The organism is Streptomyces mashuensis (genome assembly GCF_014654785.1).
GTDB lineage: Bacteria > Actinomycetota > Actinomycetes > Streptomycetales > Streptomycetaceae > Streptomyces > Streptomyces mashuensis.
Genome location: NZ_BNBD01000025.1, coordinates 15,789 through 42,552 on the forward strand (window position 1 = coordinate 15,789; position 26,764 = coordinate 42,552).

Genomic DNA, 26,764 nt, shown 5'->3' on the forward strand with positions numbered 1-26,764 from the left:
CGCTGGCCGGCCGGGGACGGTGTCAGAACAGGACGCTCATGAACGCGCCGACCTCCTGGAAGCCCACCCGCCGGTAGGCGGCGCGGGCGGGCGCGTTGTAGTCGTTGACGTAGAGGCTGACGACGGGCGCGACCTCGGTGAGGGCGTAGCGCAGGACGGCGGCCATGCCGGTGACGGACAGGCCGCGGCCGCGGTGCTCGGGGGCGACCCAGACGCCCTGGATCTGGCAGGCGCGGTGGGTGGCGGCGCCGATCTCGGCCTTGAAGACGACGCGGCCGTCCTCGACGCGGGCGAAGGAGCGGCCGGAGCCGACGAGCTCGGCGACGCGGGCCTGGTAGAGCAGGCCGCCGTCGCCGGCGAGCGGGGAGACGCCGACCTCCTCGGTGAACATGGCGACGCAGGCCGGCAGGATCAGGTCCATCTCGTCGCGGCGGACGCGGCGCACGAGGGGGTCGGGCTCGACGCCGGAGGGCATGCTGCGGGTGACCATGAGGGGCTGGTGGGCGCGGACCTCGCGGGCGGGGCCCCAGTGCGGGGCGAGCAGGGACCAGAGGGCGGCGGTGGGTTCGGCGGGGCCGACGATGGAGGAGCAGCGGCGGCCGGAGCGGCGGGCGCGGTCGGCGAAGGCGCGGACGGCCTCGGGGCCGGCGCAGATGGGGACGAGGTTGGCGCCGGCGTAGCAGAGGGACTCCAGGCGGCCGCCGGCGTACCAGCCCCACATCTCGCCGCCGAGGCGCCAGGGGTCGAGGCCGGCCACCTGGACGCGGGCGGCGACGAAGGCGTTGGCGACCGGGTCGCGGTCCAGGACGGCGAGGGCGGCCTCGAGGTCGCCGGGGTCCAGGACCTTGGTGGTGGTCGTCGTCAGCACGTGTCGGTTTGCCTCACCGTGGCGGGGCCGCAGGCCAGGGGATCGGGTCCTGGCACTGTACCTCCCGGGGCCGCCGGGCACCGCCCGGTGGCCGGATCGGTTCCGGTGGCCGGGCGGGGCGCGGGCGGGCGTGTTCCGGGGGCGTCCCCGGGGTGTTCCGGGGCGCGTTCCGGGTGGTTACTCGGCGGCGACGACGGTGGGCGTGCCGGAGGCGACGCCGTCCTTCTCCATCTGCTCGGCGAGCTTCATGGCCTCTTCGATGAGGGTCTCGACGATCTTGGATTCGGGCACGGTCTTGATGACCTCGCCCTTGACGAAGATCTGGCCCTTGCCATTGCCGGACGCCACACCCAGGTCGGCCTCACGGGCCTCGCCGGGACCGTTGACGACACAGCCCATGACGGCGACGCGCAGGGGCACCTCCATGCCCTCCAGACCCGCGGTCACCTCGTCCGCCAGCTTGTACACATCCACCTGCGCACGACCACAGGACGGGCACGAGACGATCTCCAGCCGGCGCTGGCGCAGGCCCAGCGACTCCAGGATCTGGATACCGACCTTGATCTCCTCCGCCGGCGGCGCCGACAGCGACACCCGGATCGTGTCACCGATGCCCTCGCTCAGCAGCGCACCGAACGCCACCGCCGACTTCACCGTGCCCTGGAACGCCGGCCCCGCCTCCGTCACACCCAGATGCAGCGGGTAATCGCACTGCGCCGCCAGCTGACGGTAGGCATTGATCATCACGACCGGGTCGTTGTGCTTGACCGAGATCTTGATGTCACGGAAACCGTGCTCCTCGAACAGCGACGCCTCCCACAGCGCCGACTCCACCAGCGCCTCCGGGGTGGCCTTGCCGTACTTCTGCAGCAGCCGCCGGTCCAGCGAGCCGGCGTTCACGCCGATCCGGATGGGGGTGCCGGCGTCGGAGGCCGCCTTGGCGATCTCCTTGACCTTGTCGTCGAACTGCTTGATGTTGCCCGGGTTCACCCGCACCGCCGCACAGCCCGCGTCGATCGCCGCGAACACGTACTTCGGCTGGAAGTGGATGTCCGCGATCACCGGGATCTGCGACTTCTTCGCGATGATGGGCAGCGCGTCGGCGTCGTCCTGCGTCGGGCACGCCACGCGCACGATCTGGCAGCCCGACGCCGTCAGCTCCGCGATCTGCTGGAGCGTCGCACCGATGTCCGAGGTACGCGTCGTCGTCATCGACTGCACCGACACCGGCGCGTCGCCACCCACGGCAACCGAGCCGACCTGGATCTTCCGGCTCACCCGGCGCTCGGCGAGCTTGGTCGGAACGGACGGCATTCCCAGCGAAATCGCAGTCATCTGGCGAGTAACCCCAAGGTCTGAATCGTGGTCCCGAGATCGGCGGGCTCCGGTTCCGAGGTTACGGCACCGGGTCGTGGCGGAGCACATCGCTCCGCCGCCGTGGCCCCGCGCCGTGGGGCGCCGGGGCCGCGGCGGCGGCCGGATGCTAGGTGAGGCGTACGGGGTTCACCACGTCCGCGATGAGGACCAGCAGCGTGAAGCAGATGAAGATGCCCGCCACCACGTAGGCCACCGGCATGAGCTTGGCGACGTCGAACGGGCCCGGGTCGGGGCGGCGGAACACCCGGGCGAGGCCCCGGCGCACCGACTCCCACAGCGCGCCCGCGATGTGGCCGCCGTCCAGCGGCAGCAGCGGGAGCATGTTGAACAGGAACAGGGACAGGTTGAAGCCTGCGACCAGGAACAGCATGGTGGCGATCTGCTGGGACGGCGGGATGTCGAGGTTGAAGACCTCGCCGCCGACGCGGGCCGCGCCGACGACGCCCATGGGCGAGTCGGCCTTCCGCTCGGCGCCGTCGAAGGCCGCGTTCCACAGGTCGGGGATCTTGCCCGGAAGGGCGATCAGGGACTCGACGCCGGACTCGACCATGTCGCCCATCCGGTCGACGGACTGGCCGAAGGACTGCCGTACGACGCCGCTGGCGGGCGTGAAGCCCAGGAAGCCCGCGGTGACGTACTGGCCCTTGATGGGGGCGCCCTTGCTGTCGTACTTCTGCACCTGGTTGGTGATGAGCTGCGCGTCGAGGGTCTTCTCGTGGCCGTCGCGGACGACGGTCAGCGTGGCGTGCCCGGTGGTGGCGCGGATGTCCTTCTGGAGGGTGCCCCAGTCGCTCACGCGGTGGCCGTTGAAGGCGACGATGCGGTCCTTGGGCTGGAGGCCCGCGGCCTTGGCCGGGGAGTCCTTGGCGCCCTTGGGGCACTTGTCGGTGGGCGAGCTGGCGGAGACGACGCAGTCGGAGACGGCCGAGACGGTGGTCGTCTGCGTGTTGACGCCGAACGACATCATCACGCCGAGGAAGATCACGACGGCCAGCACCAGGTTCATGAACGGGCCGGCGAACATGACGATCACGCGCTTCCACGGCTTGCGCGTGTAGAACATGCGCGTCTCGTCGCCGGGCCGGAGCTCCTCGTACGCCGCGGAGCGGGCGTCCTCGATCATGCCGCGCCACGGGGACGTGGAGCGGGCGCTGATCCGGCCGTCCTCGCCCGGCGGGAACATGCCGATCATGCGGATGTAACCACCGAGCGGGACGGCCTTGACGCCGTACTCGGTCTCGCCCTTGCGCCGGGACCACAGGGTGGGGCCGAAGCCGACCATGTACTGGGGCACGCGGATGCCGAAGAGCTTGGCGGTGGAGAGGTGGCCGAGCTCGTGCCAGGCGATGGAGAAGAGCAGGCCCACCACGAAGACGACTATCCCGAGGACGGTCATCAGTGTCGTCATGCGCGGGCCTCCGAGGTCGCGTGCGTGCTGCGGGCGGCCGCCCGGGCCGCCAGTTCGCGGGCCCGGGCGCGTGCCCAGGTCTCCGCCTGCAGGACGTCCGGGACACTCAGGCGGGTTCCCGAGGCGGGGGTTCCGTGTTCCGCCACCACCTCGGCGACGGTGTCCACGATCCCATTGAACGGCAGCTGCCCGCTGAGGAACGCGTCGACGCACTCCTCGTTGGCCGCGTTGAACACCGCCGGTGCCGTCCCGCCGAGCGCGCCCACGTGCCGGGCGAGCCCCACGGACGGGAACGCCTCGTCGTCCAGCGGGAAGAACTCCCAGGTTGACGCCTTCGACCAGTCGAAGGCGGGGGCCGCGTCCGGCACCCGGTCGGGCCAGCCCAGGCCGATGGCGATGGGGCCGCGCATGTCCGGCGGGGTGGCCTGGGCGAGCGTGGAGCCGTCGGTGAACTCCACCATCGAGTGGACGTACGACTGCGGGTGGACGACGACCTCGATGCGCTCGAAGGGGATGTCGTAGAGCAGGTGCGCCTCGATGACCTCCAGGCCCTTGTTGACCAGGGTGGCGGAGTTGACCGTGATCACCGGGCCCATGGACCAGGTGGGGTGCGCCAGCGCGTCCTGCGGGGTGACGGAGGCCAGCTCGGCCTTGGTGCGGCCGCGGAAGGGGCCGCCGGAGGCGGTGACGACGAGCTTGCGGATCTCGGCGCGGGTGCCGCCCAGCAGGGCCTGGAAGATCGCGGCGTGCTCGGAGTCGACGGGGATGATCTGGCCGGGCTTGGCGACCGCCTTCACCAGCGGGCCGCCGACGATCAGCGACTCCTTGTTGGCCAGGGCCAGGGTGCGGCCGGCCTCCAGGGCGGCGAGCGTCGGGGCCAGGCCGATGGAGCCGGTGATGCCGTTGAGGACGGTGTGGCACCGGCTGCGGGCCAGCTCGGTGGCCGCCTCCGGCCCGGCGAGGACCTCGGGCAGCGGCCGCGTGCCGTAGCGCGCGGCCAGCGCCTCGCGCAGCTCCGCCTCCTTGTCGGCCCGCGCGACCGCGACCGTGCGCACGTCCAGCCGGTGTGCCTGCTCGGCCAGGAGGTCCACCCGGCCGCCCGCGGCCGACAGGGCCGTGACCGTGAACCGGTCGGGGTTGGCCAGCACGAGGTCGATGGCCTGGGTGCCGATCGAGCCGGTCGAGCCGAGGATCACGATCTCGCGCGGCCCGCCGCCGGGGTGCGTGGCGGCGGAGTAGCGCAGGTGCGGGTCAGCGAGGCAGTCCGTCATCCTCCTATTGTGGCCGTACCGCCGGTCGCGCCCGACAGGGCGTCCCGGCGGTACGGACGGCGTACCCCGCGCGGCGGCAGTGCGGCGGCCCGGTGGGTCAGCGGACGGGCCGGTGGACGTTGTCGGCCTTGGACGGGCCGGGCGTGGCGTCGGCGATCCAGGGGCCGTCGCCGCTGGGGTCGAGAATGCCGCTCTCCAGCCACTCGTAGGCGCCGGACAGGACGCCGCCGACGACCTTGCGGTCCAGATCGTCGGTGTTGCTCCACAGCCGCCGGAAGAGCTCCTCGACGCGGATCCGGGACTGCCGGCAGAAGGCGTCGGCGAGCTGGTACGCCTGGGTGCCGTGGTCGTCGCGGAGCCGCAGGTGCTCGGCGCGCACACAGGCGGCGCTCATGGCGAACAGCTCGGCGCCGATGTCCACGATCCGGCCGAGGAAGCCCTGCTTGGTCTCCATCCGGCCCTGCCAGCGCGACATGGCGTAGAAGGTGGAGCGGGCCAGGCGGCGCGCGGACCGCTCGACGTAGCGCAGGTGGCCGGACAGGTCGCGGTGGCCGGGCGGGTGGAACTCGGCGTAGGTGCGCGGCAGCTGTCCGGGGCCGGCCACGAGTTTGGGCAGCCAGCGGGCGTAGAAGCCGCCGGCCCGGACGCCGGCGCGGGCCTTGTCGCCGAGCGACTTGTCGGGGTCGATGAGGTCGCCGGCCACGGAGAGGTGGGCGTCGACGGCCTCGCGGGCGATGAGCAGGTGCATGATCTCGGTGGAGCCCTCGAAGATGCGGTTGATGCGCGCGTCGCGCAGCATCTGCTCGGCGGGGACGGGCTTCTCGCCGCGGGCGGCGAGCGAGTCGGCGGTCTCGTAGCCCCGGCCGCCGCGGATCTGCACCAGCTCGTCGGCCATCAGCCAGGCCGTCTCGCTGGCGTAGAGCTTGGCGAGGGCGGCCTCGATGCGGATGTCGTTGCGGTTCTCGTCGGCCATCTGGCTCGACAGGTCGAGGATGGCCTCCAGGGCGAAGGTGGTGGCCGCGATGTAGGAGATCTTGGAGCCGACCGCCTCGTGCTTGGCGATGGGTTTGCCCCACTGCTCGCGCGCGGCCGACCATTCGCGGGCGGTCTTCAGCGACCACTTGCCCAGCGAGACGCACATGGCGGGGATGGACAGGCGGCCGGTGTTGAGGGTGGTCAGGGCGATCTTCAGGCCGGCGCCCTCGGGCCCGATGCGGTGGGTGGCGGGCACACGCACCTGGTGGAAGCGGGTGACGCCGTTCTCGATGCCGCGCAGCCCCATGAAGGCGTTGCGCCGCTCGACGGTGACGCCCTCGGCGGCCGCCTCGACGACGAAGGCGGTGATGCCGCCGCGGTGGCCCTCGGACTTCGGCACCCGGGCCATGACGACGAGCAGGTCGGCGACGACGCCGTTGGTGGTCCACAGCTTGACGCCGTCGAGGACGTAGTCGTCGCCGTCGGGCACGGCGGTGGTGGCCAGCCGGGCCGGGTCGGAGCCCACGTCCGGCTCGGTGAGGAGGAACGCGGAGATGTCGGTGCGCGCGCAGCGCGGCAGGAACGTCTCCTTCTGCTCCTCGGTGCCGAACAGTTTCAGCGGCTGGGGCACGCCGATCGACTGGTGTGCCGAGAGCAGCGCGCCGACGACGGGGCTGACGGAGCCGACGAGGGTGAGGGCCTTGTTGTAGTAGACCTGGGTCAGGCCCAGGCCCCCGTACTTGGTGTCGATCTTCATGCCGAGGGCGCCGAGCTCCTTGAGCCCGTTCACCGTCTCGTCCGGGATGCGGGCCTCGCGCTCGATGCGGGCGCTGTCGATGCGGGTCTCGCAGAAGTCGCGCAGCTTGGCGAGGAACTCCTCGCCGCGCCGCACGTCCTCGGGCGCGGGCACCGGGTGGGGGTGGATCAGGTCGAGCCGGAAGCGGCCGAGGAAGAGCTCCTTGGCGAAGCTGGGCTTCTTCCAGTCCTGCTCGCGGGCCGCCTCCGCCACCTGGCGCGCCTCGCGCTCGGAGACCGGTCGTACGGATGGTGCGGTCATGTGGCACCTCACCGCTGTAAGTCGGGGGATGTCCCGGTCGACTACCGACCGGTGCTACTCATCCGTATGTACCTACCCGATCCCCACGGCCTCTACCAGCCCCCGTGCACGGATCCGCCGGCACCCCGCCGGCGGGGGTCAGCCGGCCGCCGAGCCGGGGGTGACCAGGCCGCTCTCGTAGGCGACGACGACGGCCTGGGCGCGGCTGCACAGGCCCAGCTTGGCCATGGCGCGGTTGAGGTGGGTCTTGACCGTGGCCTCGCTGATGACGAGTTCCCCGGCGATCTCCCCGTTCGACAGGCCGCGCCCGGTGAGGCGCAGCACCTCCGTCTCGCGCCCGGTGAGGCCCTCCAGCGCGCCGGGCCCGTCGGTGGTGGGCCCGGCGGGCCCGGGGGGCTGCCGGGTGAACGCCTCGATGAGGCGGCGGGTGACGGAGGGGGCGAAGAGGGTGTCGCCGCCGGCGACGGCGGTGACGGCGGCGAGCAGGCGCTGCGGCCCGGCGTCCTTGAGGAGGAAGCCGGCGGCACCGGCGCGCAGGGCGGCGTAGACGTACTCGTCGAGGTCGAAGGTGGTCAGCACCAGCACCCGGGGCGGCGGGTCGGCGGCCTCCCGGAGGATGCGCTCGGTGGCGGCGATGCCGCTCAGGCCGGGCATGCGGATGTCCATGAGGACCACGTCGGGCCGGTGTGCGGCGGCCAGCGCGACGGCCTCCTCGCCGTCGGCGGCCTCGGCGACGACCGTCATGCCGGGCGCGGCGCGCAGCAGGGCGGCGACGCCGGCGCGGATGAGGATCTGGTCGTCGACGACGAGCACCCTGATGTCAGGGCTCGTGGTCTTCTCCGCGCTGTCGGTCATCGCCGCGTCCGTCCCCGCCCGTTCTTCGGCCCTGTGGCACCGGCTGGAGGGGGAGGGTGAGCCGTACCTCGAAACCGCCCCCGGCGCGCGGCCCGGCGGCCAGGGTCCCCCCGTAGATCCTGGCGCGTTCCCGCATGCCGATCAACCCGTGGCCGCCCGGTGGCCCGGGGTTGGCCGGAACGTTGCCCACGCCGTCGTCGGTGACGCTCACCCGCAGCTGCCGTGGCAGGTATTCCACGCGGACGGTGGCGCGGGCGCTCCGGGCGTGCTTGATGACGTTGGTCAGGGCCTCCTGCACGACGCGGTACGCGCACAGGTCGGGCCCTTGCGGCAGGGGCCGCCGCTCCCCCACGACGCGGAGCTCCACGGCGACACCGGCGGCGCGCACGCGGTCGGCGGTCTCCGCCAGCCGGTCGAGGCCGGGGGTGGGCCGGTACGGCTGGTCGCCGGGGCTCTCGCCGACGCCCTCGGGGCCCACGCGCAGGACGGCCAGGAGGCGGCGCAGCTCCTCCAGGGCCTCGCCGCTGGCGGCGGAGATGGTGCCCAGCGCGTCGTGCGCGGTGTCCCGGTCGGTGGTGAAGACGTACTGGGCGAGGCCGGCCTGCACGGAGATGACGGACATGTGGTGGGCGACGACGTCGTGGAGTTCGCGGGCGATGCGGACGCGTTCCTCGGCGACGGCGCGGCGCGCGTTCTCCTCGCGTTCGCGGCGCAGCTGGACGGTCAGCTCGGACAGGGTGCGGTTGCGGGCGGCCAGCTGGCGGGCGGTGTCGCCGAACTTCCACAGGAGGAACGGGACGACGAGGGCCTGGCCGGTGGCGGTGGCGAGGCCGTTGCTGCGGGAGAGGAGGGCGCCGGTGATCCATACGGCGGCGAACGTGGCGCCGCAGACGGCGGCGTCGGCGGTGCGGCAGGTCGCGGCCACGGTGTAGAAGGCCAGCATGAGGGCGCCGCTGTTGACGACCGGCCAGAAGCCGGCGGCGATGTACACCAGCCACAGGGCGGTGGCGGCGGCGAAGACCAGGCGGGGGGCGAGCCGGCGGGCGGCCACGGTGAGGTTGACGGCGCAGATCAGCGCGTAGCCGAGGGCGTCGGGGCGGGCCCACCACCAGCCCTCGGGCGGGCGTTCGCGGGCCAGCAGCAGCGCGACGATCGTGAAAGCCACCGCCAACGGCACGTCGAGCGCGGCCTTGGGCCACGTCGCCATGCGCCGTTCCAGCACCCGGACCGACCACATCGCCGCAGCGTAACCGCGCGCAGCGGGGCCGGTCATCGTTCTCGGGGAGGCGATGCGGAAGCCGTTCCCCTACCGCGCCGGGTGGAGACGGGGGCGCGGGCCTGCTGCAGGAGTTGACGGCGGAGTTCCACCCCGTACGGGACGCCCGGGTGCGGCGGCGGGGCGTAGCGTCGTGGGCACGGGGGAACACGGGGGAATGGCAGTGGGCTCCGGAACCAGGGTGCCGGAGCCCACTGTTTGCCCGTAGGGCCTCTCTTACAGGTCGAGGCCCGTCATGACGAGGACGCGCTCGTACGTGTAGTCGTCCATGGCCCAGCGGACGCCCTCGCGGCCGACGCCGGACTGCTTGGCGCCGCCGTACGGCATCTGGTCGGCGCGGTACGAGGGCACGTCGCCGATGACGACGCCGCCGACCTCCAGGGCGCGGTGGGCACGGAAGGCGGTCTGCAGGTCGTGCGTGAAGACGCCGGCCTGGAGGCCGTACGGGGAGTCGTTGACGGCGGCGAACGCCGCCTCCTCGCCATCCGCCTTGGTGATCGTCAGGACGGGGCCGAAGACCTCCTCGCAGGCGATGGTGACGCCGGCGGGGACGTCGGCGAGCACGGTCGGGGCGTAGGTGGCGCCCTCGCGCTTGCCGCCGGTCAGCAGCTTCGCGCCGGCCGCGACGGCCTCGTCGACCCAGGACTCGACGCGCTTCGCGGCGTCCTCGCTGACCAGCGGGCCGACGTCGGTGGTGGCGTCGGACGGGTCGCCGGTCACCTGCGCCTCGACGGCGGCGACGACCTTCGGCAGCAGGCGGTCGTACACCGAGGCGTCGGCGATGACGCGCTGCACGGAGATGCAGGACTGGCCGCCCTGGTAGTTGGAGAAGGTGGCGATGCGCTGCGCCGCCCAGTCCAGGTCGGCCTCGGAGGACCAGTCGGCGAGGACGACGGCGGCGCCGTTGCCGCCGAGCTCCAGGGTGACGTGCTTGCGCGGCACGGAGTCGAGGATCGACCAGCCGACGGGGCCGGAGCCGGTGAAGGAGATGACCGGCAGCCGCTCGTCCTGGACGAGGGCGGGCATGCGGTCGTTGGGCACCGGCAGGACGCTCCACGAGCCGGCCGGCAGGTCGGTCTCCGCGAGCAGCTCGCCGAGGATCAGCGAGGAGATCGGGGTGGCCGGGGCGGGCTTGAGGATGATCGGGGTGCCGACGGCGATGGCCGGGGCCACCTTGTGGGCGCTGAGGTTCAGCGGGAAGTTGAAGGGCGCGATGCCGAGGACGGTGCCGCGCGGGAAGCGGCGGGTCAGCGCGAGGCGGCCGGTGCCGCCGGCGTCGGTGTCCAGGCGCTGGGCCTCGCCGGCGTTGAAGCGGCGGGCCTCCTCGGCGGCGAAGCGGAACACGGAGACGGCACGGCCGACCTCGCCGCGTGCCCACTTGATGGGCTTGCCGTTCTCGGCGGAGATCAGCTGGGCGATCTCCTCGGTGCGCTCGGCGAGGCGGCGCGACACGTGGTCGAGGGCCGCGGCCCGGACGTGCGCGGGGGTGGCCGCGAAGGTGTCCCGCACGGCGTGCGCGGCGGCCACGGCCTCCTCGACCTGCGCCTCGGTGGGCACGCTCACGGTGCCGACGAGACGGCCGTCCCAGGAGTTCGTGACGTCGAAGGTCTCCTCGCCGGTGGCCTCGCGGCCGGCCAGCCAGAACGCGTGGGGAGCAGTCACGGTGTCCCTTCCGGGGGATTGGGGGTGCGGATGGTCGAACGGTTCCCCACCGTAGGGGCCGGCCGGCCCGGTCTCCTTTGGCCAGGATGGAGTAGGGGGCCGGCCGGCCGCTCCGCCGTGGACAGGCCCTCAGTCGCGGGCGGGCGGGCCCGACGTCGCCTTGAGGGCCAGCCACAGCTCCATACGGGCGTCCGGGTCGTCCAGGGAGCGGCCGAGGATCTCCTCCACGCGGCGCATGCGGTAGCGCAGGGTGTGGCGGTGGACGCCCAGGTCGGCGGCGGCGGCGTCCCACTGGCCGTGGCGGGAGAGCCAGGCGTGCAGGGACGCCACCAGGTCGCCGCGGCCCGTGGCGTCGTGCTCGTACAGCGCGCGCAGGGTGCCGTCGGCGAAGGCCCGCACGGCGTCGTCGGCCAGCAGCGGCAGCACCGAGCCGGCCGCCATCTCCTCGTGCTCGACCAGGGCGCGGCCGCGGCGCCGGGCGACGGACAGGGCCTGTTCGGCCTGGCGGCAGGCGGCCGCCGCGGCACCGGGGCCGGTGGGGCCGGACAGGCCCACGGCGACGGCGCAGCCGCCGGGGCCGGGCGCCGTGCGGCGCTCCTCGGCGGCGCGCGCGTACTCGCCGCACGCCGCCACCGCCGCGCCGCCGTCCGGGGCGAGGACGGTGAGGCGCCGGCCGTCCTCGGCGGGGACCAGCAGTACGGGTTCGGCGGCGCGGCTCGCCGCGTTCTCCACGGCGTCGGCGAGCGCCCCCAGGACGTCCGCGTCGTCGCCCCCGGGCTCGGCGACCAGGACGCGGAACGGCGCGTCCAGCAGCCCCCCGTACAGCTCGCCGGCCACCGCGCGCGCATGGTCGGGCTCGCCGGCCAGCAGCATCCGCAGCACCGCCGCGGCCAGGCGCTGTTCGGCGTCCTGGAGCGCGCGGGAGCGCTCGGTGGTGAGGGTGAGCAGGGCGACCGCGGAGTTCACGGCGTACCGCTCGGCCGTGCCCAGCGGGGCGGCCGTGCCGACGGCGAGGACACCGCGGGCACGCCGGGCGGGCCCCAGGGGCTGGAGCTCGACGCGGTCGCCCTCCTCGTCGGCGTCGCCGGGGCCGAGGACGACGCTGGCCAGGCCCGGCCGCTCACGCAGCCGGGCCGCGTCGGCGCTCAGCCGGGCGGCGCGGCGGGCGGCCCAGTCGGGCGCGGCGGCGACGACGGCACCGGAGGCGTCGTACAGCGCGGCCCAGCCGCCGAGGTGGGCGGCGAGCCGGGCGACCAGCGCGGCGGGGCCCTCGGGCGCGAGCGCGGCCCGTGTCAGCTCGCGCTGGGCCTCGAAGCCGGCGGTGACGGCCCGGTACTGGTCGGCGGCGACGGCCGCCGACACGGCCTTGGTGATGGCGAGGAACGGTGTGCGGCGCGGCACCTCCAGCAGCGGCAGCCCGGCCTCGCGCGCCGCGTCGACGAGCGCCGGCGGCACCTGGTCGTAGGTGACGCCGACGGCGAAGCCCAGGCCCACGACGCCCGCCCCGACCAGCCGCCGCACGTAGCGGCGCATCTCGTCGGGGTCCTCGGCGTCGATCTTCATGGCCGTGATGAGCAGCAGTTCGCCGCCGTCCATCCACGGCACCGGGTCGGCCAGCTCGCTCACGTGCGCCCAGCGGACGGGCGTGTCCAGCCGGTCCTCGCCCACGAGCACGGACAGCTTGAGCGAGGAGTGGTGGACGAGGGAGGAGAGGGTGAGCGGCATGGCACCTTCGGCGGTCTGCGGAACAGTGCCGTTCCGTAGGAACGGCTGTGTCCGATTCTGCCTCAGTGGAGCAGCACGTGGAGCAGCACGCAGCGCGCTCACCCGGTCAGGTCGACCAGCACCGGTGGCGCCGTCTCCCCCGCCACCGACGTCACCGACAGCACCGCGTGACCCGCGGGCACGGCGTGCGCCAGCTCCGACGCGGACCAGCGCTCCCGCTCGACGGTGCGGACGGTCACCGACTGCGTGGTGACCGCGCGCCCCGTCACCACCTGCCGCAGCACGTGCAGCGCCCGGGTGAGGGGTTCGTGGGCGATGACCTGCCGGTCGGTGACGTCGCGGGTCTCCACCCATTCCTTGCCCCACACTTCGGCGAAGCGCGCGCCGTCCCAGGTGGTGACGCCGGAGAACGCCATCCGGCAGCCGACGGCGCCCAGCAGGGCGCTGCGCAGCGCCTCGGGCACGTCGTCGAGGGTGCGCAGGGTGAGGACGGCGCCGGCGTTGGCCGACCGCAGCCGGGCCAGGCCGCGCACGGTCTCCGGGGTGACGGTGTGGGTGGCGTCGTCCAGGACGAGGCAGGCGAACAGCGACCGGTCGGCGCGGGCGGTGGCGCACTCGGTGAACTGGGCGAGGACCAGCCGGGCCAGCAGCCGGGACGCCTCGGCGTGGCCGCGTTCGGGCAGGTCGACGCGGACCCGCAGCGGGTGCTCCAGAGCGCGCAGCGAGAACGTGCGGTCGGGGTCGTCGGTGCCGAAGAAGCGCGCGAACGCGGGCCGGTCCAGCAGCGCGAGCCGGTCGGCGAGCACGGGCCCGGCGTCACCGGGGCGCTGGGCCTGCCGCTGCCGCGCGTCGAGCTCGCGGACGAGCGCGTCCTGCCCCGAGGCGGCCAGCGCCGAGCGCAGCCGGTCCACGGCCTCCGGCGCGCCGTCGAGGAGCTCGCGCAGCTCCGGTACGGGCGGGAAGCGGCCGTGGACGGCGCGGTAGGGGCCGAGCAGCTGGGCGAGGGCGGTGGCGGCGCGCCGGCTGTCGCCGCCGGGCAGGGCGGCGGCGAGGTCGCCGACGAGCCCCTCGGCGAGGATCGCGGCGGCCTCGTCGGGGTCGTCGGTGCCGCCGTAGAGGTCGAGGTCGTACGCGGAGTCGGGGCGGCCGATGCCGACGACGACGTCGAACGCCTCGTCCGGCGCGAGCCCGGCCCCTGCGGCGCCCACCGCGACGACGGCGGCGCGCCCGGCCAGCGCCTGGAGGCACAGCGACTCCAGCACGGGCCGCACCAGGCGGCCGGTCTTGCCGCAGCCGGGCGGGCCGACGGCCAGCAGGGAGGTGCCCAGCACCGCGGGGTCCAGGGCGCAGCCGGCGCCGCGCAGCGCGTACGGGTTGCGCTCGTCGTCGGCGGCCCGGCCGAGCCGGACCTGGCGGGTGACGAGGTCGTGCCGGGCGAGGCGCTCGGGCAGGTCGCGGGCGCCGGAGGGGTGGGCGCAGGCGGCGGCGCCGTGCCGCAGCACGGTGTCGGTGAACGCGGCGAGACGGGAGGGCCGGGCCTGCACGGTCTGCCAGGCGCGGTCGAGGCGCGCGTAGTCGACGTCGTTCATGAGGCCGGCGCGGGCCTCGGCGGCGAGCCGGTCGGCGGCGTCGTGGGCGCCGGCGGCACGCAGCCCGGGCCAGTCGGCGGGGTCGGCGGGGGGTGCGGCGGGCGCCAGGCGGGCGCGCGGCCCGGCGCCGTCCTCGGGCCGGCCGGCGGGCTCGCCGCTCCACCGGCGGCGGGCCTCCTTCCACAGCCCGATGCGGGAGGCGACGCGCAGCAGGACGACGGTGAACAGCAGGTAGTAGGTGTAGGCGGCGTACGAGAGGGAGGCGATCGATCCGCGCCAGGAGTCGGGCATGAACTGGTACAGCGGCCACAGCCAGGCCGTGCTCAGGACACCGTTCCAGCACAGCAGCCACAGCACGACGGCCCCGGCCAGGGCGGAGCCGGCCCGCAGCATCAGCTTGTCGGTGGGGATCTGCTCGGGTTGCGCGGGCGGCAGCAGGCCCGGCGCGAACCGGGCGACGAGGCGCCGCGGGGGCGCGGTGAGCCGGCGCAGCACGGGGGTGCCGTAGCGGCGCCACAGCTCGGGCCAGCGCCCGATGCGGCCGAAGACGGTGGCCAGGATGGCGACGACGAGCGCGTAGTAGACCCACGACGCCTCGTACCACTCGGGCGTGTTGACGTCCCAGTCGTCGGGGATGACGGCTTTGAGCGGCCACCGCCAGTAGGGGCCCAGGTAGCCGTTCCACAGCAGCGACCACAGCAGCCAGCCGCAGAGGAAGGCGATGAGCGCGCCGCCGACCAGCTGCCGGCCGGGCACGCGGCCGGGCTCCTGCGCGGGCCGGGGCCGGTGCTCGTAGGCCCACACGCCGGGCTGCGGGGAGAGCCGGGGGGCGCGGAGCCACGCGACGAAGGGGGACTCCGTGGGGGCCGCGCCGCCGGGCGCGGCCGGGGGCGGGCCGGGCGGCCGCCGGGGCGGCGGCGGTGCGTCCCTGGGGACCGTGCCCTGCCGGAACCGGTCGCCCTGCCCGCCGCCGTACGCGTCCCCGTAGGTGTCCTCGGTTGCCATCGCTGCCCTCTGCCCCCACCGGCCGGTGCCGGCCCGTATGCCTGACGAACTGCGCCGCGCTCAATCTAGTGGCCGCACCGCCCCCGGGCAGGACGCCGTGTCCGGTAGGGACGCCATGTCCGGTACGGACAAGGGGCCCGGCGCACTACTCCCGAACGGAACATGCCCGGCGCGGCCCGGCCGCCCTAGCCTGCGACACGTCGCAGCATTGCCGCAGTGTTTCCGGGGCTCCCGCACCGGACGGCCCGACTTCCCCACCTGGAGCTATCGATGACCGTACAGACCGGAGGCGCGTCCCTGCCGCAGGAGCGCCGCGTCGTCACCGCGATCCCCGGCCCCAAGTCGCTGGAGCTCCAGGCCCGCCGGACCGCCGCGGTCGCCGGCGGCGTGGGCTCGGTGCTGCCGGTGTTCACCACCCGCGTGGGCGGCGGCATCATCGAGGACGTCGACGGCAACCGCCTGATCGACTTCGGCTCCGGCATCGCCGTGACGTCGGTCGGCGCGAGCGCCGAGGCCGTGGTGCGGCGCGCCACCGCCCAGCTGGCGGACTTCACCCACACCTGCTTCATGGTCACGCCCTACGAGGGCTACGTGGAGGTCTGCGAGCAGCTCGCCGAGCTGACGCCGGGCGACCACGCCAAGAAGTCCGCGCTGTTCAACTCGGGCGCCGAGGCCGTCGAGAACGCCGTCAAGATCGCCCGTGCGTACACCAAGCGCCAGGCCGTCGTCGTCTTCGACCACGGCTACCACGGCCGCACCAACCTCACGATGGCGCTGACGGCGAAGAACATGCCGTACAAGCACGGCTTCGGCCCGTTCGCCCCCGAGGTCTACCGCGCCCCCGTGGCCTACGGCTACCGCTGGCCCACCGGCCCGGAGAACTGCGGCGCCGAGGCGGCCGCCGCGGCCATCGACATGATCACCAAGCAGGTCGGTGCGGAGAACGTCGCGGCGGTCATCATCGAGCCGGTGCTCGGCGAGGGCGGCTTCATCGAGCCGGCCAAGGGCTTCCTGCCGGCGATCGCGCAGTTCGCCAAGGACAACGGCATCGTCTTCGTCGCCGACGAGATCCAGTCCGGCTTCTGCCGCACCGGCCAGTGGTTCGCCTGCGAGGACGAGGGCGTCGTCCCGGACCTCATCACCACCGCCAAGGGCATCGCCGGCGGTCTGCCGCTGGCCGCCGTCACCGGCCGCGCCGAGATCATGGACGCCGCGCACGCCGGCGGCCTGGGCGGCACCTACGGCGGCAACCCGGTGGCCTGCGCCGGTGCGCTCGGCGCCATCGAGACCATGCGCGAGCTGGACCTCAACGCCAAGGCCAAGCGCATCGAGGAGGTCATGAAGGGCCGCCTCGCCGCCATGCAGGAGAAGTTCGGCATCATCGGCGACATCCGGGGCCGCGGCGCGATGATCGCGATCGAGCTGGTCAAGGACCCGGCCACCAAGGAGCCGAACCCGGAGGCCGCCGGCGCGCTGGCCAAGGCCTGCCACGCCGAGGGCCTGGTCGTCCTCACCTGCGGCACCTACGGCAACGTGCTGCGCTTCCTGCCGCCGCTGGTCATCGGCGAGGACCTGCTGAACGAGGGCCTGGACATCATCGAGGCCGCGTTCGCGCAGATCTGAGGCGGTCCGGGTCCGTGCGGATCCGAACGGGTCCGCCCGTCCGCAGTCCCCGCCCGCCCGTCCCGGTGAAGAACCTGTGCGGGGCGGGTGGGGAAACCGGTGCACGGCTGTCGTGGCCCGCGTACCTGCCGTACGGTTTCTTCAGATGAGTGAAACACCCCGTCCGCAGGGGACTGCGGACGACGCCGTGCCGGTGCCTCCCCAGTGCCGGTCCGGCCGTGCCTTCGCGCACATCCCCGGAGCCCCTGGCTCCGGGCGTCTTCACCGATCGGGCGGCCGCCCGTCCCACACCCCCCGGGAAGCGCGGCACACCGGCCGGAACGGCGGCCCCGGAACCCTCCCCCCTGTTCCGGGGCCGCCGGCGTTTCTCCTTCTCCCCCTGCTCTGTTTCGCGTTCCTCGCCTGGCAGGTCGTCACCCACGGCCCCCTGCGCGCCCTCGACGAGCGCCTCGGCCACGCGGTCGCCGCCTGGTCCGCGCTGCCGCGCGGCGTCGCCGGCGCCCTGGCCGACCTGGGCAGCACGACGGTGGCGCTGCCGGTGCTGGCGGCGGCCGCCGCCTGGTCGTGGTGGCGCGCCCGGCGGCGCGGCACACCCCGGCCCTGGCGCCCTGCGCTGGCCGCCGCCCTGGCGATGGCGGTGGTGCCCGCGCTGGTGGTGCCCCTCAAGCTCCTCGTCGCCCGCCCGGGGCCGCCCGCGATGGCGGGCGGCCCGCACGACGGCTTCTTCCCCTCGGGCCACGCGGCGACGGCCGCGGTGGCCTACGGGGCGGTGCTGCTGCTGTCCCGGTGGCGCCGCCGGTGGCCCGCGCTCGCCGCGTACGGCGTGCTGAACGGCGCGGTGGCGCTGGGACTCGTACGGTGCGGCTACCACTGGCCGCTGGACGTGCTGGGGTCGTGGCTGCTGTGCGGCGCGCTGCTGGGGTGCCTGGCGCGCCTCACCCGCCCCGCCGGCCGATAGGCCGTCAGCTGTCGAAGCCGAGCCCCACCCGGTCCAGCGCCCGGAGCCACAGGTTGCGCCGGCCGCCGTTCTCGTCGGCCCGCGTCATCGCCCACTGCGTGATGCCGATGCCCAGCGACCGCACCGGCTCGGGCGGGAACGGCAGCGGCTTGCTGCGCACCATCTCCAGCCGGGTGCGCTCCGTGGACCGGCCGGCCAGCAGGTCCAGCATCACCTCCGCGCCGAACCGGGAGGCGCCCACCCCCAGGCCGGTGTAGCCCAGCGCGTAGGCGACGCGGCCGCGCTGGGCCGTGCCGAAGAACGCCGAGAAGCGGGAGCAGGTGTCGATGGCACCGCCCCACGTGTGGGTGAAGCGGACGCCCTCCAGCTGGGGGAAGCAGCGGAAGAAGTGCCCGGCCAGGCGCCGGTACGTGGCGGGGTGGTGGTCGTACTCGGCGCGCACGCCGCCGCCGTAGCGGTAGACGATGTCGTAGCCGCCCCACAGGACCCGGTTGTCGGCGGTCAGCCGGAAGTAGTGGAAGTGGTTGGCGCTGTCGCTGAGGCCCTGCCGGCGGCGCCAGCCGACCGAGGCCAGCTGCCCGGCGGTGAGCGGCTCGGTCATCAGCGCGTAGTCGTAGACGGGTGCGACGTACGAGCGCAGGCGCCGCACGAGCGGCGGGAAGGCGTTGGTGGCCAGCGCCGCGCGGCGGGCCAGGACGCGGCCGTACGGGGTGCGGACGGCGACGCCGCCGCGGCGCGCGGTCAGGTCGCTGCCGGGGGTGTGCTCGTGGATGCGGACGCCCAGGCGGAGGCAGGCGCGTTTGAGGCCCCAGGCGAGCCGGGCGGGGTGCACCATGGCCACGCCGGTGCGGTTCCACAGGCCGGCCAGGAACGTCGGCGAGGCGACCTCGGCGCGTACGGCGTCGCGGTCGAGGAACTCGTGGCCGGAAACGCCGAGGGAGGCCGCCTTGTCGGCGGCCTCCCTCAGTTCGTGGACCTGGTGCGGCGCGGTGGCCACGTCGATCTCGCCGGTGCGCTCGAAGTCGCAGTCGATGCCGTACCGGGCGACCGTGGCGCCGATGGCGTCCAGGTTGCGCCGGCCGAGGTCCTCCAGGGCGGTGAGCTCGGCGGGCCAGCGGGCGGCGCCGTTGGCCCAGCCGTGGGTGAGCGAGGCGGCGCAGAAGCCGCCGTTGCGGCCGGAGGCGGCCCAGCCGGCCTCCTGCGCCTCGATCAGGACGACGTCCCGGCCGGGGTCGCGCTCCTTGGCGAGCAGCGCGGTCCACAGACCGGAGTAGCCGCCGCCGACGACGAGCAGGTCGCAGTGGTCGTCGCCGACGAGCGCGGGGCACGCCGGGGGCCGGGCGGGGTCGTCGAGCCAGTAGGGGCGGGGGGATGCGTCGGAGAGTGCTCGGGCAGGGTTCATGGCACGGGTGGCCATGGGTCTCAGCTCCTTCTTCGGCGTCTCCCGGTCGTCAGGCGACCGACGAGGACGCACAGCACGGCGACGGCGAACATCGCCGTTCCGATGACATTGATCTGGACGGGCGTGCCCCGCTGCGCCGCTCCCCAGACGTACATGGGGAAGGTCACGGTCGAGCCCGCGTTGAAGTTGGTGATCACGAAGTCGTCGAAGGACAGGGCGAAGGACAGCAGCGCGCCGGCGGCGATGCCGGGGGCGGCGATGGGCAGCGTGACCCTGCGGAAGGTCTGCAGCGGGGTGGCGTAGAGGTCCTGGGCGGCCTGTTCCAGGCGGGGGTCCATGCTCGCCACGCGCGCCTTCACCGCGGTGATCACGAAGCTGAGGCAGAAGGTGATGTGGGCGATGAGGATGGTCCAGAAGCCGAAGCTGACGCCCATGTTGAGGAAGAGGGTGGCCAGCGAGGCCGCCATGACGACCTCGGGCATCGCCATCGGCAGGAACACCAGCGTGGAGGCGGAGGCGCGGCCGCGGAAGCGGTGGCGGGCCAGGGCGAACGCGACGGCGGTGCCCAGGACGGTGGCGCCCAGCGTGGACCAGGCGGCGATCTCCAGGCTGAGGGAGAGCGAGCCGCACAGGCCGGCGACGCCGCAGGGGTCGGTCCAGGCGTCGGTGGAGAACCGCTGCCAGGCGTAGTTGAAGCGGCCGTTGGGCTTGTTGAAGGAGAAGACGGTGACGACGAGGTTGGGCAGCAGCAGGTAGGCGAGCGTGCCCAGCCCCGCGAGCACGACGAGGTTGCGGCGCAGCCAGCGGGTCGCGCGGGTCATCCGGTGACCTCCTCGGTGCCGGCCTTGCGGAGGTAGACGGTGACGAGCGCGAGGATCGCGGCCATGAGGATGAAGGACAGGGCCGCCGCGGTCGGGTAGTCGAGGACGCGCAGGAACTCCGACTGGATGACGTTGCCGATCATCTTCTGGTCGGCGGAGCCCAGCAGCTCGGCGTTGATGTAGTCGCCGGCGGCGGGGATGAAGGTGAGCAGCGTCCCGGCCACCACGCCCGGCATGGACAGCGGCAGCGTCACCTTGCGGAAGGTGGTCAGCGGGCGGGCGTACAGGTCGCCGGCGGCCTCCAGGACCCGGCCGTCGATGCGTTCGAGCGAGGTGTACAGCGGCAGGATCATGAACGGCAGGAAGTTGTAGGTCAGGCCGCAGACGACGGCGAGCGGGGTGGCCAGCACCCGGTGGCCCTCGGTGATGCCGAGCGCGTCGGTGAGGCCGAGGACGTGCAGGGAGCGCAGGGCGGAGACGACGTAGCCGCCGTCGGACAGGATCGTCTTCCAGGCCAGGGTGCGGATCAGGAAGCTGGTGAAGAACGGGGCGATGACCAGCACCATCAGCAGGTTGCGCCAGCGGCCGGCGCGGAGGGCGATGAGGTAGGCCAGCGGGTAGCCGAGAACCAGGCAGAGCACGGTGGCGGCGGTGGCGTAGCCGACGGAGCGCAGGAACTGCGGGTAGTACTGCTCCAGCGCGTCGGCGTAGGTGGCGAAGTGCCAGGTGACGCGGAAACCTTCCTCCAGCGAGCCGGTCTGCAGGGAGGTCGACGCCTGGTAGACGAGCGGCGCCGCGAAGAACACCAGCAGCCACAGCATGCCGGGGAGCAGGAGCCAGAGGGGTACGCGCCGGGAGCGGCCGGAGCGGGTGAGCCGGGTGGCGGTGCGGGCCGCGGGAGGCTCGTCGGTGACGGGTGCGGTCGTCATCCGGCGCCCTCCCCCACCGTCGTGCCGGCGGTGTCGCCGGTCGCCTCGGTGCCGGCCTCGATGTCCTGGGCGGCGTCCAGGCCGAAGCCGTGGCCGGGGTTCCAGTGCAGGACGACCTCGGCGCCGGGGACGAGGCGCGCGTCGCGCTCGACGTTCTGGACGTAGACGGACAGACCGGTGCCCGGGGCCACGGGGCTGTCGACGACGTACTGGGTGGACACGCCGGTGAAGCCGGCCTGCACGATGCGGCCGCGGACGCGGTTGCGGCCGTCGGCGACGGTGGCGGCGTCGTCGGCGTGGGTGAGCGCGACCTTCTCGGGCCGTATTCCGAGCAGGAGTTTCTCGCCCGCCCGGGCGGGGGCGGTACATCGTGTCGCGGGCAGGCCGAGTTTGGTGTCCGCGGCCTGCAGCACGAGGTCGGTGCCGGAGGCGTCGAGGACGTCGGTGCGCAGGATGTTGGAGGTGCCCAGGAAGTTGGCGACGAAGGTGGTGCGGGGGGTCTCGTAGAGGTCCGCGGGGGCGCCCAGCTGCTCCACGCGCCCGGCGTTCATGACGGCCACCGTGTCGGCCATGGTCATGGCCTCCTCCTGGTCGTGGGTGACGTGCACGAAGGTGATGCCGACCTCGGTCTGGATGCGCTTGAGCTCCAGCTGCATCTGGCGGCGCAGCTTGAGGTCGAGGGCGCCGAGCGGCTCGTCGAGGAGGAGGACGTCGGGGTGGTTGATGAGGGCGCGGGCGACGGCCACGCGCTGCTGCTGGCCGCCGGAGAGCTGCTGCGGGTGGCGGCGGGCGAGGTCGCCCAGCTGCACGAGGTCGAGCATCTCGTCGACCTGCTTGCGGACCGACTTCACGCCGCGGCGGCGCAGCCCGAAGGCGACGTTCTCGTGGACGTCGAGGTGGGGGAAGAGGGCATAGCTCTGGAACACGGTGTTGACGGGCCGCTTGTACGCCGGCAGGGCGGTGACGTCGCGTCCGGCGAGCTCGACGGTGCCGCTGGTGGGCTCCTCCAGGCCGGCGATCATGCGCAGCGTGGTGGTCTTGCCGCAGCCGGAGGCGCCCAGCAGGGCGAAGAAGGAGCCGGCGGGCACGGCGAGGTCCAGCGGGTGCACGGCGGTGAAGGCGCCGTAGCTCTTGCTGAGGCCGGTGAGGCGCACGGCGGTGCCGGTCGTGGCGGTATCCGTCATGGTTCGGTCCAGGGGGGTGTTCGTGAGGACAGAGCACGTAACAGTGACATACGGCGGCGGGTCGATCGGACACGGGCGTGCCACGACGTCCCCGGCCCCGCCACGGCTGGAACCGGAATGGTTGCCGATCCTCGCAGACTCCCCGTGCCGCAACAAGGGATTCCGTAGCCATTAATGGTTTGGGCGACGGAATCGGTGCGTGCAGACTGATCCTTTCGACACAGCACTGCACGGGGGAGGGAACCCATGGTCACCGAGGTGCCGGGACATGCCGCGGACGGGCCGCGGACGGTGGCGGAGCTCACGGCGGACCTCGCCGCGGGAACGCGCCGCAAGTACGTCTTCTTCTGGGGCCACCGGCCCCGCCGGGACGGCAGCGTGGGGCCGGGCTGCTTCAGCCAGTGGTGGCCCGCGCCGTTCCCGGCCGACGGCAAGGTCTACGCGACGGCGGAGCACTGGATGATGGCGGGCAAGGCCCGCCTGTTCGGCGACGCGGAGGCGGAGGAACGGGTGCTGGCCGCCGGCCACCCCAAGCAGGCCAAGGACATCGGCCGGACGGTGCGCGGCTTCGACGACGAGGTCTGGCGCCGGCACCGCTTCGCGCTCGTCGTCGAGGGCAGCGTGCACAAGTTCGGCCACCACCCCGAGCTCCGCGACTACCTGCTGGGCACGGGCGACCGGGTGCTGGTCGAGGCGAGCCCGCTGGACCGCGTCTGGGGCATCGGCCTGGCGGCCGACGACGAGCGGGCCCAGGACCCGGCCCGCTGGCAGGGCCTCAACCTGCTGGGATTCGCGCTGATGGAGGCCCGTCAGCGGCTGCGGAACGTCAGCGGCTGAGGCCCCCGGCGCCGGGGAGCGGCACCGGCGGGCCGGCCGCCACCGCGGCGTAGGTCGGCTCCGGGTCGTCGTCGGGCACGGCGCCCCGCCGGTCGTCCATGGTCATCACCAGCACGAACATCAGCGCCGAGAGGACCACGGCGACGACCCCCAGGACCAGGCCGGCCAGCGCCTGGCCGCCATTGGTGGCCTCGCCGCCGCGCGCCTTGGCGCGCCCGGTGGCGCCGAAGACGATCGCCAGGACGCCCAGGACGACCCCGAGCACCACCGTCACCGAGGCGACCACGCCGACGATGCCGAGCACGAGCGCGGCCACGCCCAGGCCGTTGCCCGCCCCGGCCTGCGGGCCGGCCACCGCCCAGCCGGGAACCCCGGTGCCGTACCCGGTCGGCCCGTAGGGGCCCGGCCCCGCCTGCCCGTACGGGCCCACCGGGTACGGGTCCACGTACGCGCTGGGCGTGCCGGGGCCCGTGGGCGCGAGCGGTACGGGCGGAACGGGCGGCACCCCCTTCGAGGACGGGGGCGGGGGCGGGGCCCAGGGGTACGGCTGGGGCTGCGGGGCCGCGGGGGGCTGCTGCGCGACGGGGGGCGGCTCCGGCGGCGCGGGGCCGGCGGCGGGCGCGGCGGGCGGCTCCGGCGGCGCGACGTGCTGGTCGGGGTCCTCGTCGGACACTGGCCCTCCCCGGTCGGTGGCTTCGTCATGCTAAGCCCTGCCCCACCGGGGTGGATCCCGCCCGTCGGCAGGTGCGACAGGCCGTCATACGATGACCGGCGACCTGTTTCCCCGGCCGTGGAGGCGACGCATGTCCGTCCTCGACTCGTTCATCGCTGGGCTCCCCAAGGCGGAGCTGCACGTCCACCACGTGGGCTCAGCCTCCCCGCGCATCGTCGCCGAACTGGCCGCGCGGCACCCCGACTCCCCCGTCCCCACCGACCCCGAGGCGCTCGCGGACTTCTTCACCTTCCGGGACTTCGCGCACTTCATCGAGGTCTACCTGTCGGTGGTCGACCTGATCCGCGACGCCGAGGACGTGCGCCTGCTGACGTACGAGGTCGCGCGCGACATGGCCCGGCAGAACATCCGCTACGCCGAGCTGACCGTCACGCCCTACAGCTCGACGAAGCGCGGCATCCCCGACGTCGCGTTCGTCGAGGCGATCGAGGACGCCCGCAAGGCGGCCGAGTCGGAGCTGGGCGTGGTGCTGCGCTGGTGCTTCGACATCCCCGGCGAGGCGGGCCTGGCGGCCGCCGAGGAGACCGCGCGCATCGCGTGCGAGCTCAAGCCGGACGGCCTGGTCTCCTTCGGCCTGGGCGGGCCGGAGATCGGGGTGCCGCGGCCGCAGTTCAAGCCGTACTTCGACCGGGCGATCGCCGCGGGCCTGCACAGCGTGCCGCACGCCGGCGAGACCACCGGCCCGCAGACGATCTGGGACGCGCTGACCGAGCTGCGCGCCGAGCGCATCGGCCACGGCACCAGCTGCACGCAGGACCCGCGGCTGCTGGAGCACCTGGCCGAGCACCGCATCCCGCTGGAGGTCTGCCCCACCTCCAACCTGGCCACCCGCGCGGTGACCGACCTGGAGCAGCACCCGGTGCGGGAGATGGTCGCGGCGGGCGTCCTGGTGACGGTCAACAGCGACGACCCGCCCATGTTCGGCACCGACCTCAACACCGAGTACGCGGTCGCGGCGCGGCTGCTGGACCTCGACGCGCAGGGCGTGGCGGCGCTCGCCCGCAACGCGGTCGACGCCTCGTTCCTCGACGACGCGGGCAAGAACGCGCTGCGGGCGGAGATCGACGCGTACACCGCGAACTGGCGCGGCTGAGGCCGCCCGGGCCGGGGCCGCTGCCACCATGAGGGCCATGACCGACCGGATCGCCGGGCCCGCCGGACGCCCGATCCCCGTGCCCGTCCCCGTCCGCTGCACGCCCGTCGCCCACCGCGGCGACCCGTACGTCCACCGGGAGAACACGCTGCCCTCGGTCCGTTCGGCGCTGCGCGCCGGGGCGGGCGCGGTGGAGGTGGACGTGCGGCCGGCGCGGGACGGGGTGCCCGTGCTGCTGCACGACGCGACGCTGCGCCGGCTGTGGGGCGTGGACCGGGCGCTGACGTCGCTGACGGCGGACGAGGTGCGGGAGGCGACCGGCGGCGGGGTGCCCACGCTGCGGGAGGCACTGGCCGAGGTGACGGCGGCGGGCCCGGCCGGCGGGGCGCGGCTCTTCGTCGACCTGCCCGATCCGGCGGTGGTGCCGGCCGCGGTCGAGGAGGTGGCGGCGGGCGGGGCGCGCGGCCACGTGTACTACTGCGGCGGGCCGGCGGCGATGCTCGCGGTGCGCCGGGCGGACCCGGACGCGGAGATCGCGCTGACGTGGACGACGCTGGCGCCGCCCCGGCCGGCGCTGCTGGCGGCGGTGCGGCCGCACTGGCTGAACTACCGCTTCGGGCTGGTGACGCCGGAACTGGTGGCGCGGGACCACGCGGCGGGGCTGAAGGTGTCGGCGTGGACGGCGGACACGCGCCGGACGATGCGCCGGCTGCTGACGGCGGGCGTGGACGCCATCACCACCAACCGCATCGGCGCACTGCGGGCCCTGCTGCCGGCCTGACCGGACGGGGCAGGACCCGCGCCCCCGGGCCCTACAGGCCGACGATCTCGTTCCACTCCTTGGCGAAGGCCGGCCGTTCCTTGGCGGAGATGTCGCGGGCGGTGGCGAGCCGGCGGCGCATGTCGTCGCTGGGGAAGATCAGCGGGTTCTCCGCGAGCTCGGCCTCCTCCTTGTCCTTGGAGTCGGCCAGCACGTGCCGGGCGGCCGGGACCGGGCAGACGTAGTTGACGGAGGCGGCGAGCCGGGCGGCGGTCTCGGGCCGGTAGTAGTGGTCGATCAGCTGCTCGGCGTTGGCCTTGTGCCGGGCGAGGTCGGGGATCATCAGGCTCTCGGCCCACAGCTCGGCGCCCTCCTCGGGGACGACGAACGCGATGTCGGGGTTGTCGGCCTGGAGCTGGATGATGTCGCCGGAGTACGCCTGGCAGGCGAGCACGTCGCCCGAGGAGAGGTCCTTGATGTAGTCGTTGCCGGTGAAGCGGCGGATGTGGCGCCGGCGGACGAGGCCGCGCAGCTGCTCGGTCATGGTGTGGAAGTCGTCGGCGGTCCAGCGGGTGACGTCGGCGCCGTTCCCCTGCATGAGCATGCAGAAGGCTTCGTCCATGCCGGAGAGCAGGGTGACGCGGCCGCGCAGGTCGTCGTGCCACAGGTCGGCGGTGCGGCGGATCTCGCGGCCGAGCTTGCGCCGGTTGTAGGCGATGCCGGTGATGCCGGACTGCCAGGGCACGGTGTGCAGGCGGCCGGGGTCGAACGCCGGGCGGCGCAGCAGCGGGTCGAGTTCCTTGGCGACGTGGGGCTGCCGGTCGCGGTCCATCGGCTGGACCCAGCCGAGGCGGACGTAGCGGGAGGCCATCCAGTCGCTGACGACGATGAGGTCGCGCCCGGTGTCCTGGTGGTTCATCAGGGCGGGGCTGATCTTGCCGAAGAACTCGTCGTTGTCGTTGATCTCCTCGGTGTAGGTCACCGAGATGCCTGTTTCCCGCTGGAAGCCGTCCAGGGTGGGACGTTTCTGCGGGTCCTTGTCGTCCGTGTCGATGTAGAGCGGCCAGTTGGCGAAGACCAGGCTCCTGTCGCGGCCGGAGCGGTCGGTGGCGGCACGGTCCGCCGGCGCGACGTACGCGGGCGGCACTCCGCAGCCGGCGAGGGCCGCGGCCCCCGCGCCGGCGCCCAGGACGTGCAGCAGGGCACGGCGGGACAGGGGCTTCACGGGCGGGTTCTCTCGGTTTCTCTCGGCCTCGCTCGGAGGGGTGTTCGGGGAACGGCGGCCGATGATACCGGGGCGCGGGGGGCACCTCCCAGCGGTAGCTGGGGGAGATCAGCCCAGCGAGGTCATCACGT

At 74.0% G+C, this 26,764-nt stretch carries 21 protein-coding genes; 5 read left to right on the forward strand and 16 right to left on the reverse strand.

Annotated features, from left to right (window positions below):
- Window positions 1–22 precede the first annotated feature (22 nt).
- The 10 genes from IE305_RS31510 to IE305_RS31555 form a co-directional block, all read right to left on the reverse strand.
- Complete coding sequence (locus IE305_RS31510) at window positions 23–868, reverse strand: GNAT family N-acetyltransferase (RefSeq protein ID WP_190133262.1); 846 nt, start codon at window positions 866–868, stop codon at window positions 23–25.
- Window positions 869–1,045: 177 nt separating this feature from the next.
- Entirely contained in the window at window positions 1,046–2,203 is a 1,158-nt protein-coding gene (gene ispG, locus IE305_RS31515) for a flavodoxin-dependent (E)-4-hydroxy-3-methylbut-2-enyl-diphosphate synthase (RefSeq protein WP_190133263.1), read from the reverse strand.
- A gap of 148 nt (window positions 2,204–2,351) precedes the next feature.
- Window positions 2,352–3,653 carry a M50 family metallopeptidase gene (locus IE305_RS31520; protein WP_190133264.1) on the reverse strand — a complete coding sequence of 434 codons (1,302 nt, stop codon included), beginning with the start codon at window positions 3,651–3,653 and terminating at the stop codon, window positions 2,352–2,354.
- Window positions 3,650–4,924: a 1-deoxy-D-xylulose-5-phosphate reductoisomerase gene (dxr, locus tag IE305_RS31525; RefSeq protein WP_190133265.1), complete on the reverse strand. Its 1,275-nt coding sequence runs from the start codon at window positions 4,922–4,924 to the stop codon at window positions 3,650–3,652. Before dxr ends, IE305_RS31520 begins: the two co-directional genes overlap by 4 nt.
- Window positions 4,925–5,021: 97 nt before the next feature.
- A complete protein-coding gene (locus IE305_RS31530) occupies window positions 5,022–6,956 on the reverse strand; it encodes an acyl-CoA dehydrogenase family protein (RefSeq protein WP_190133266.1) in 1,935 nt (644 codons plus the stop codon).
- A gap of 138 nt (window positions 6,957–7,094) precedes the next feature.
- Complete coding sequence (locus IE305_RS31535; RefSeq protein ID WP_190133267.1) at window positions 7,095–7,811, reverse strand: response regulator; 717 nt, start codon at window positions 7,809–7,811, stop codon at window positions 7,095–7,097.
- Window positions 7,777–9,048, reverse strand: a complete 1,272-nt coding sequence (locus IE305_RS31540) for a sensor histidine kinase (protein WP_229891794.1) — start codon at window positions 9,046–9,048, stop codon at window positions 7,777–7,779. The genes IE305_RS31535 and IE305_RS31540 overlap by 35 nt, the downstream gene beginning before the upstream one ends.
- Before the next feature lie 255 nt (window positions 9,049–9,303).
- Window positions 9,304–10,749 (reverse strand): aldehyde dehydrogenase family protein, encoded by a 1,446-nt coding sequence (locus IE305_RS31545; RefSeq protein WP_190133268.1) that lies wholly within the window; start codon window positions 10,747–10,749, stop codon window positions 9,304–9,306.
- Between the two features lie 129 nt (window positions 10,750–10,878).
- Window positions 10,879–12,474 carry a PucR family transcriptional regulator gene (locus tag IE305_RS31550; protein WP_190133269.1) on the reverse strand — a complete coding sequence of 532 codons (1,596 nt, stop codon included), beginning with the start codon at window positions 12,472–12,474 and terminating at the stop codon, window positions 10,879–10,881.
- A gap of 98 nt (window positions 12,475–12,572) precedes the next feature.
- Window positions 12,573–15,068 carry an ATP/GTP-binding protein gene (locus IE305_RS31555; protein ID WP_190133270.1) on the reverse strand — a complete coding sequence of 832 codons (2,496 nt, stop codon included), beginning with the start codon at window positions 15,066–15,068 and terminating at the stop codon, window positions 12,573–12,575.
- A 270-nt stretch (window positions 15,069–15,338) separates the two neighbouring features.
- Between IE305_RS31555 and gabT the strand changes: the two genes are divergently transcribed.
- On the forward strand, window positions 15,339–16,691 hold the full coding sequence (gene gabT / locus IE305_RS31560; RefSeq protein WP_190133271.1) for a 4-aminobutyrate--2-oxoglutarate transaminase: 1,353 nt from the start codon (window positions 15,339–15,341) through the stop codon (window positions 16,689–16,691).
- 145 nt (window positions 16,692–16,836) lie between these two features.
- Window positions 16,837–17,649: a phosphatase PAP2 family protein gene (locus tag IE305_RS31565; protein WP_190133272.1), complete on the forward strand. Its 813-nt coding sequence runs from the start codon at window positions 16,837–16,839 to the stop codon at window positions 17,647–17,649.
- 4 nt (window positions 17,650–17,653) lie between these two features.
- Here the strand turns inward: IE305_RS31565 and IE305_RS31570 are convergent, their stop codons facing one another.
- From IE305_RS31570 to IE305_RS31585, 4 genes are read right to left on the reverse strand one after another with little or no spacing between them, the layout of a single operon-like run.
- Window positions 17,654–19,066, reverse strand: coding sequence for an NAD(P)/FAD-dependent oxidoreductase (locus IE305_RS31570; RefSeq protein ID WP_229891796.1), 1,413 nt, complete (start codon window positions 19,064–19,066; stop codon window positions 17,654–17,656).
- 5 nt (window positions 19,067–19,071) lie between these two features.
- Window positions 19,072–19,872, reverse strand: a complete 801-nt coding sequence (locus tag IE305_RS31575) for an ABC transporter permease (RefSeq protein WP_190133273.1) — start codon at window positions 19,870–19,872, stop codon at window positions 19,072–19,074.
- Entirely contained in the window at window positions 19,869–20,801 is a 933-nt protein-coding gene (locus tag IE305_RS31580) for an ABC transporter permease (RefSeq protein WP_190133274.1), read from the reverse strand. The genes IE305_RS31575 and IE305_RS31580 overlap by 4 nt, the downstream gene beginning before the upstream one ends.
- Window positions 20,798–21,985, reverse strand: coding sequence for an ABC transporter ATP-binding protein (locus IE305_RS31585; protein WP_190133275.1), 1,188 nt, complete (start codon window positions 21,983–21,985; stop codon window positions 20,798–20,800). The genes IE305_RS31580 and IE305_RS31585 overlap by 4 nt, the downstream gene beginning before the upstream one ends.
- Window positions 21,986–22,231: 246 nt before the next feature.
- Here IE305_RS31585 and ybiA point away from each other — a divergent pair, with 246 nt between their 5' ends.
- On the forward strand, window positions 22,232–22,822 hold the full coding sequence (gene ybiA, locus IE305_RS31590; RefSeq protein WP_190133276.1) for a riboflavin biosynthesis intermediates N-glycosidase: 591 nt from the start codon (window positions 22,232–22,234) through the stop codon (window positions 22,820–22,822).
- Here the strand turns inward: ybiA and IE305_RS31595 are convergent.
- A complete protein-coding gene (locus IE305_RS31595) occupies window positions 22,812–23,495 on the reverse strand; it encodes a DUF4190 domain-containing protein (protein ID WP_190133277.1) in 684 nt (227 codons plus the stop codon). The genes ybiA and IE305_RS31595 overlap by 11 nt on opposite strands.
- A gap of 130 nt (window positions 23,496–23,625) precedes the next feature.
- On the opposite strand from IE305_RS31595, the gene IE305_RS31600 reads away from it, so the two are divergent.
- Both IE305_RS31600 and IE305_RS31605 read left to right on the forward strand, forming a co-directional pair.
- Window positions 23,626–24,648 (forward strand): adenosine deaminase, encoded by a 1,023-nt coding sequence (locus tag IE305_RS31600; protein ID WP_190133278.1) that lies wholly within the window; start codon window positions 23,626–23,628, stop codon window positions 24,646–24,648.
- Between the two features lie 37 nt (window positions 24,649–24,685).
- Window positions 24,686–25,429, forward strand: coding sequence for a glycerophosphodiester phosphodiesterase (locus IE305_RS31605; RefSeq protein WP_190133279.1), 744 nt, complete (start codon window positions 24,686–24,688; stop codon window positions 25,427–25,429).
- Window positions 25,430–25,460: 31 nt separating this feature from the next.
- Here the strand turns inward: IE305_RS31605 and IE305_RS31610 are convergent, their stop codons facing one another.
- Window positions 25,461–26,624 (reverse strand): polyamine ABC transporter substrate-binding protein, encoded by a 1,164-nt coding sequence (locus IE305_RS31610; protein WP_190133282.1) that lies wholly within the window; start codon window positions 26,622–26,624, stop codon window positions 25,461–25,463.
- Window positions 26,625–26,764 lie beyond the last annotated feature (140 nt).